Annotated in this window: 1 protein-coding gene; it reads right to left on the bottom strand. The window is 64.9% G+C overall.

Annotation, left to right across the window (positions count from 1 at the left end; genetic code table 11):
* Nucleotides 1–397: ABC transporter ATP-binding protein (locus tag ACXJLU_RS33560; RefSeq protein ID WP_457338042.1), on the bottom strand; the 397-nt coding region annotated here is incomplete at its 3' end.
* Between the last annotated feature and the right edge of the window lie 130 nt (nt 398–527).

Raw genomic sequence — 527 nt, 5'->3', positions numbered from 1 at the left:
CCTTGGGCTTGCGCTCCAGCAGGTGCTCGATCTGCAGCACCTGGGCCGCGCGCTGCACCGCGGTGCGCATCTCGTCCTTCGAAAACCCGGCCAGCCGCAGCCCGAACGCCATGTTCTCGGCCACCGTCATGTGCGGGTACAGCGCGTAGCTCTGGAACACCATCGCGATGCCGCGCTTGGCCGGCGGCACGTCGTTGACCAGTTCGCCGCCGATGTAGAGCTCGCCCGACGTGATGTCTTCGAGGCCGGCAATGCAGCGCAGCAACGTCGACTTGCCGCAGCCCGACGGACCCACGAACACCAGGAACTCACCATCGCGAACCTCGAGGTCAATGCCGTGCAGGATCACGACGTCGTCGAACGCCTTGCGCAGCGACTTCAGTTGCAGGTCGGCCATGGTGCGTTCGCGTCCTCTTGTCAAAAGGGCCGGCTTCCCAGCCGGCCCCGTACTGCGTCGGACCCGGCCGCGGCCAGGTCAGCAAGCTGTCAACAACTCTCTATCTCAGAACCAGATTTCGACCTGAGCA

The organism is Rhizobacter sp. P5_C2 (assembly GCF_054049715.1).
The sequence above is the reverse complement of the archived record's forward strand: the minus strand, read 5'-3'. Positions and strand labels throughout refer to the sequence as shown.